Raw genomic sequence first — 6,361 nt, forward strand, 5'->3', positions numbered from 1 at the left:
GCAGAGCGAGATCGAGCTGTGGGAGCGCACGTACCCCTCCCTGAGGGACATCTGGCCGCTGACCGCACTCCAGTCCGGACTGCTCTTCCACGCCCTGCTGGCCGACGCCGCGTTCGACGCGTACCACGTGCAGTTCGTCTACCACCTCACAGGTGACGTCGACCCCCTGCGCATGCGGGCCGCGGGACAGGCCCTCCTGGACCGTCACCCCACCCTGCGCACCGCCTTCGTGACGAACGCCGCGGGAGAGCACGTACAGCTCGTCCTCGACGACGTCGAACTCCCCTGGCAGCACCACGACATGACCGGCGCCGGCCCCGAGGACCTGGACCTGCTGCTGGCCCGCGACCGCGAGACGCACTTCGACCCCGAGACAGCGCCACTGCTGCGGATGTCGCTGGTGACCCTCGGCCCCGGCCGCTTCGAGCTGGTCTTCACCGCGCACCACGTCCTCTTCGACGGATGGTCCGTACCGCTCCTGATGCGGGACCTGCTGCGGCTGTACGGGACGAGCGGCGACGGCTCACGGCTGCCCCGCCTCCGTGGCTTCCGGGACTTCCTGGACTGGCTCTCCCGGCAGGACCGCGCGTCCGCCGCCGACGCCTGGGCGGCCGAGCTCGACGGGGTCGACGAGCCGACCCTGCTCGTGCCCGGCGCCCGGTCGCAGGAGGCCACGTCCGACATCGGGTCGGTCGACGTCCCGCTCACCACCGACCTCGCCGCCGCGCTCTCCCGGCGCGCCGCCGAACTCGGCGTCACCCTCAGCACCCTCGTGCAGGGCAGCTGGGCCGTGCTGCTCGGACGGCTCACCGGGCGCGCGGACGTGGTGTTCGGCGCGACGGTCTCGGGCCGCCCCGCCGCGGTCGAAGGCGTCGACTCCATGGTGGGCCTGTTCATCAACACCCTGCCCGTACGGGTGAAGTGCGCGCCCGCGGAGCCCTTCGCGGAGCTGCTGACCGCCCTGCAGAACCGGCAGGCCGCCCTGCTCGACCACCATCACCACGGACTCGCCGACATCCAGCGGGCCGGGGGGCGGGGCGCCCTCTTCGACACCGTCGTGGTCTTCGAGTCGTTCCCCGTCGACCGCGTCGGCATCAGCGAGGCCAACAGCGAGGCCGGAGTGACGATCACCGGTCTCACCCCGTTCAGCGGCAGCCACTACCCGATCGCCGTGACCGCCGACGCCGACCCGCATCTGCGCCTCGCCCTCCAGCACCAGCACGCGGTGATCGACCGCGACGCCGCCACCGTCATCGCCGACCGGTTCCTGCGGGTCCTCGGGCAAGTGGCGGACGACCCCCACCGCCCCGTCGGGCGGATCGACGTCCTCGCCCCCGCCGAGCGGGAGCAGGTCGTCGAAAGGTGGAACGACACCGCACGGGCCGTGCCCGTCGGCACCCTCCCCGGCGCGTTCGAGGACCAGGCCGCCCGCACCCCCGACGCGGTCGCCGTGGAGTTCGACGGCACCACCCTCACGTACGGGGAGCTCGACCGGAGAGCGGCCCGGCTCGCCACGCACCTGGTCGCCCAGGGCGTCGCCCCCGAGACCGCCGTCGCGGTGATGCTGCCCCGCTCCCTCGACATGGTCGTCGCCCTCCTCGCGGTCCTGAAGGCCGGCGGCGCCTACCTGCCCGTCGACCCCGGCCTGCCCGCCGAGCGCATCACCTACCTGCACGAGGACGCCCGCCCCCTGCTCACCCTCACCGCACCGGGCACCCCCGTGCCCGAAGGCGCCCGGCGGCTCACCGTCGACGACCCGGCCCCGGCGCGGCCGGGCGCGGCCGCGGGCCCCGTCGACACGGAGCGCGCGGGCCCGCCGACCCCGGCGCACCCCGCGTACGTGATCTACACCTCCGGGTCGACGGGCCGCCCCAAGGGCGTCCTCGTCGAGCACGCCGCGATCATGAACCGGCTGCTGTGGATGCGGGACGCCTACGCCATCGCCCCCGGCGACCGGATCCTGCAGAAGACCCCGCTGGGCTTCGACGTGTCCGTCTGGGAGGTCTTCCTCCCCCTGATCGCGGGCGCGACGCTCGTCGTGGCCCGGCCCGACGGCCACCGCGACCCCGCCTACCTGGCCCGCCTCGTCCAGGAGTCCGGGATCACCGTCGCCCACTTCGTCCCCTCGATGCTCCAGGCGTTCCTCCAGGAGCCCGCCACCGGCGACTGCACCGGCCTGCGCGAGGTGATCTGCAGCGGCGAGGCCCTGCCCCCGCACCTGCGCGACCAGTACTACGCGCTCCTCGACGCACCGCTGAACAACCTCTACGGCCCCACCGAGGCCGCCGTCGACGTCACCGCCACACCTGTCCCGCGCGCGGACACGGAGCCCGTCACCATCGGCAGTCCCGTGTGGAACACCCGGATGTACGTCCTCGACGGCGCCCTCAACCCGGTCCCGCCGGGTGTGGCCGGCGAACTGTACATCGCGGGGGACCAGTTGGCCCGCGGCTACCTGAACCGGCCGGGACTGACGTCGCAGCGCTTCGTCGCCGACCCCTTCGGCGCCCCGGGCAGCCGCATGTACCGCGCGGGCGACCGGGCCCGCTGGGACGAGCACGGCCGCCTCGAATACCTCGGCAGGACCGACGACCAGGTCAAGATCCGCGGATTCCGCGTCGAACCCGGCGAGATCGAGGCCGCGTTGACCGCCCACCCCGGAGTCGAACACGCCGCCGTCGTCGCCCGGGAGACCCCGGCCGGACGGCAGCTGGTGGGCTACGTCGTCCCCGCCGCCGACACCGCGCCGGAAGTGCGGCGGCTGGCCCGGCTGAGGCGAACGGGCCGGCTCGACGGCGTCGAACTCCACGAACTGCCCAACGGCATGCTGGTGGCCGCCCGCAACCGGTCGAACACGCTCTTCCTGTACGACGAGATCTTCACCAGGAACGAGTACCTCAGGGGCGGCGTGACGCTCCCCGAAGGCGCCTGCGTGGTGGACGTCGGCGGACACGTCGGACTCTTCTCCCTCTTCGTGCGGACCCTGCGACCCGACGCGAGGATCCACGCCTTCGAGCCGATGCCCGAACTGGCGGAGTTCTTCCGGCTCAACGCCGAGATCCACGGCATCGACGTCCGGATCGACAACTGCGCGCTCGGCCGCGAGCCCGGCCGCGCCGTCTTCACCTACTACCCCGAGATGTCGCTGCTCTCCGGGCGCTTCGCCGACGAGGGCGAGGAGCGCCACATGCTGGAGCGGGTGATCGACAACGCGCGCGGCCGCGACGGCAGCGACGAGGACGTACTCGCCGACCTGCTCACGGAGCGGCTGCGGAGCGTGCCCGTCGACGTCGAGCTGCGGACGCTCTCGCAGATGATCCGGGAGAACGACATCGGCACCGTCGACCTGCTGAAGGTCGACGCGGAGAAGGGCGAACTCGACGTCCTGCTGGGCATCGAGCCCGAGCACTGGCCGCTCGTCCAGCAGATCGTCGCCGAGGTCCACGACATCGAAGGACGCCTCGACACCGTCGTCGCCCTCCTTGAGGAGCATGGCTTCCACATCACGGTGGAGAGCTCCGACGAGCTCGCGAGGACCGGCATGTACTCCCTGTACGCGGTGCGTCGCCCGGCCGCCGACACCGCCCCGGCCGCACTCCCCGACGACCGCGGCCGCTGGTACGGCCCCGCCCGTCTCGCCGACGACGTCCGCGGCCGGGCCGGGGACCGGCTGCCCGAGTACATGGTGCCGTCCGCGCTCGTCGTCCTGGACACCCTGCCGGTGACCGCGAACGGCAAGCTGGACAGGGCCGCCCTGCCCGCCCCCGAGTTCTCGGGCGGCGCCGAAGGATCCAGGGGCCCGCGCACCCCGCGCGAGGAGATCCTGTGCGCCCTGTTCGCCGAGGTGCTCGGCGTGGCCCGGGTCGGCATCGACGACGACTTCTTCGCCCTGGGCGGCCACTCGCTGCTCGCCACGCGCCTGATCAGCCGCATCCGCACCGTCATCGGCGCCGACGTGCCCATCCGCACCGTCTTCGACTCGCCCACCGTCGCCCGACTGGTCGCCCACGTCTCGGCGGGCACCTCCGCCCAGCCCGAGCTGCGCAGGGCCGCACCCGGGCCCGAGCGGATCCCGCTGTCGTACGCCCAGCGCAGGCTCTGGTTCGCCGACCGCTTCGAGGGTCCTTCCGCCACCTACAACCTGCCCGTGGTGCTCCGCCTGTCGGGCGCGCTCGACGTCCCCGCGCTGCGCCTGGCGCTGCATGACGTGGTGGCGCGCCACGAGACGCTGCGCACCCTCGTCGGCGAGGACGAAGGGGTGCCCCACCAGCGCATCCTCCCCGCCGACGAGGTGACACCCGGCCTGACCGTCGTCGAGACGGAACCGACGGGCACGGACCGCCTGATCGCCGCGGAGGTGTCCCACCCCTTCGACCTCTCCCGTGAACTCCCGCTGCGCGCCCACGTGTTCAAGGAGGGACCCGCGACCCACATCCTGCTCCTCGTCCTCCACCACATCGCGGGCGACGGCGAATCGCTCGCCCCCCTCACCCGCGACCTCGCCACCGCCTACGCGGCCCGATGCCGCGGCACCGCACCCGACTGGCCCGAACTGCCCGTCTCCTACGCCGACTACACGCTCTGGCAGCGCGAACTCCTCGGCGACATGGACGACCCGCGGAGTGTCCTGGCCCGGCAGACGGCGTACTGGCGCGACGAACTCGCCGGAGTCCCCCAGCCCTTGGCCCTGCCCACCGACCGCCCCCGGCCCCCGGTGGCGGGACACCGCGGCGACCTCGTCGAGTTCGCCCTCGACGCCGCGCTCGCCGAAGCGGTCGGGGAGCTGGCCGCGGCGCACGGGGCGACCGTGCCCATGGTGCTCCAGGCGGCCTTCGCGGTGCAGCTGCGCGGGCTCGGCGGCGGCGACGACCTCGCCGTCGGATCGCCGATCGCCAACCGCACCGATGCCGCCCTGGCCGACCTGGTCGGGTTCTTCGTGAACACCTGGGTGCTGCGCGTCACGATGCCCGCCGACCTCTCGTTCGCCGCCCTCCTCGGCCAGGTGCGGGACAAGGCGCTGGCCGCGTACGACAACCAGCACGCGCCCTTCGAGCATCTGGTGGAGGCGCTGAACCCGGAGCGGTCCACCGCCTACCACCCGCTGTTCCAGGTGATGTTCGGCTGGCAGACCGTCGGGGGCGGCGACTTCCGGCTCGGCGACCTGCACGCCGAGTTGAGGACGATCGCCACCGGCACGGCCAAGTTCGACCTGTTCCTCACCATGGCCGACGTGCCGGGCCACGGCGTGGTCGGCAACCTCGAGTACGCCACGGACCTGTTCGACCGCGCCACCGCCGACAGCCTCGCCGACGGGTTCGTCCGGACGCTGCGCCGGCTCGTCGCCCACCCGGACGCCCCCCTCGGCGCGGCCGACACGGCCCGCCCCCGGGAGCGGGTCACGATCCGGGGCGCCGACGTCGACCTGGCCGAGGTCGAGGCCGTACTCACCGCCCACCACGGGGTCGCCCGGGCCGTGGCCGTCGCGCACACGGGCCGCAGGACCGGCCGCCGCCTGGTCGGCTACGTCGTCCCCGCCCTCCCGGAGTCGGACGGGACCAGCATGGACTTCACCGCGGGCGTCTCCGCCGTGGAGCTGCGCGGCCACGCCGCGCGGCGGCTGCCCGCGCACGCGGTTCCCTCGGACTTCGTGATCCTGGACCGGCTGCCCCTGACCCCGGACGGCGAACCGGACCGCGCCGCCCTGCCGGAGCCCGTCCCGAGCGCCGCCTACCGGGCGCCCACCACCCCCGCGGAGACCGTCCTGGCCGGGGCGTACGCGGAGGTGCTCGGCCTGGAGCGGGTGGGTGTCGACGACGACTACTTCCTCGTCGGCGGGGACAGCATCCGCTCGATCCAGGTGGTGTCGCGGGCCCGCGCCCAGGGCGTGGAGATCACCCCGCGGCAGATCTTCGAGCGCAGGACCGTCGCGGCACTCGCGGCGGCGGTCGACGGCGGGGCCGCGGCGCCCGAGGCGCTGGACGAGCTCGAAGGCGGCGCGGTGGGCCGCATGCCGCTGCTGCCGATGGCGAAGTACCTGTGTGAACTGGGCGCAGGCACCGACCGGTTCGCGATGTCCACCGTCGTCGAGCTGCCCGAGGACATCGACGAGCCGGGCCTCGTGGCGACCCTGTCCGCCGTGATGGACCGTCACGACGTGCTGCGCTCCCGGCTGATGGACGACGCCATGGAGATCCGGCCGCGGGGCTCGGTCGACGTGCGGGCGCTCGTCCGCCGCGCCGAGGACGGAGCCGTGCTCCAGGAGGAGTTGGAGGCGGCGGCGGGGCGGCTCGATCCGGTGGCGGGGGTGATGGTGCAGTGCGTGTGGTTCGTTCCGGCGGGTCGGTTGTTGTTGGTGTTGCAT

Annotated in this window: 1 protein-coding gene; it reads left to right on the forward strand. The window is 73.5% G+C overall.

Features of this window, described 5'->3' with window-relative positions; all coding sequences use genetic code 11:
* Nucleotides 1-6,361: amino acid adenylation domain-containing protein (locus ACZ4D5_RS43370; RefSeq protein WP_467778063.1), on the forward strand; the 6,361-nt coding region annotated here is incomplete at both ends.

The sequence above is a fragment of the Streptomyces sp. NPDC025651 genome, assembly GCF_055558735.1.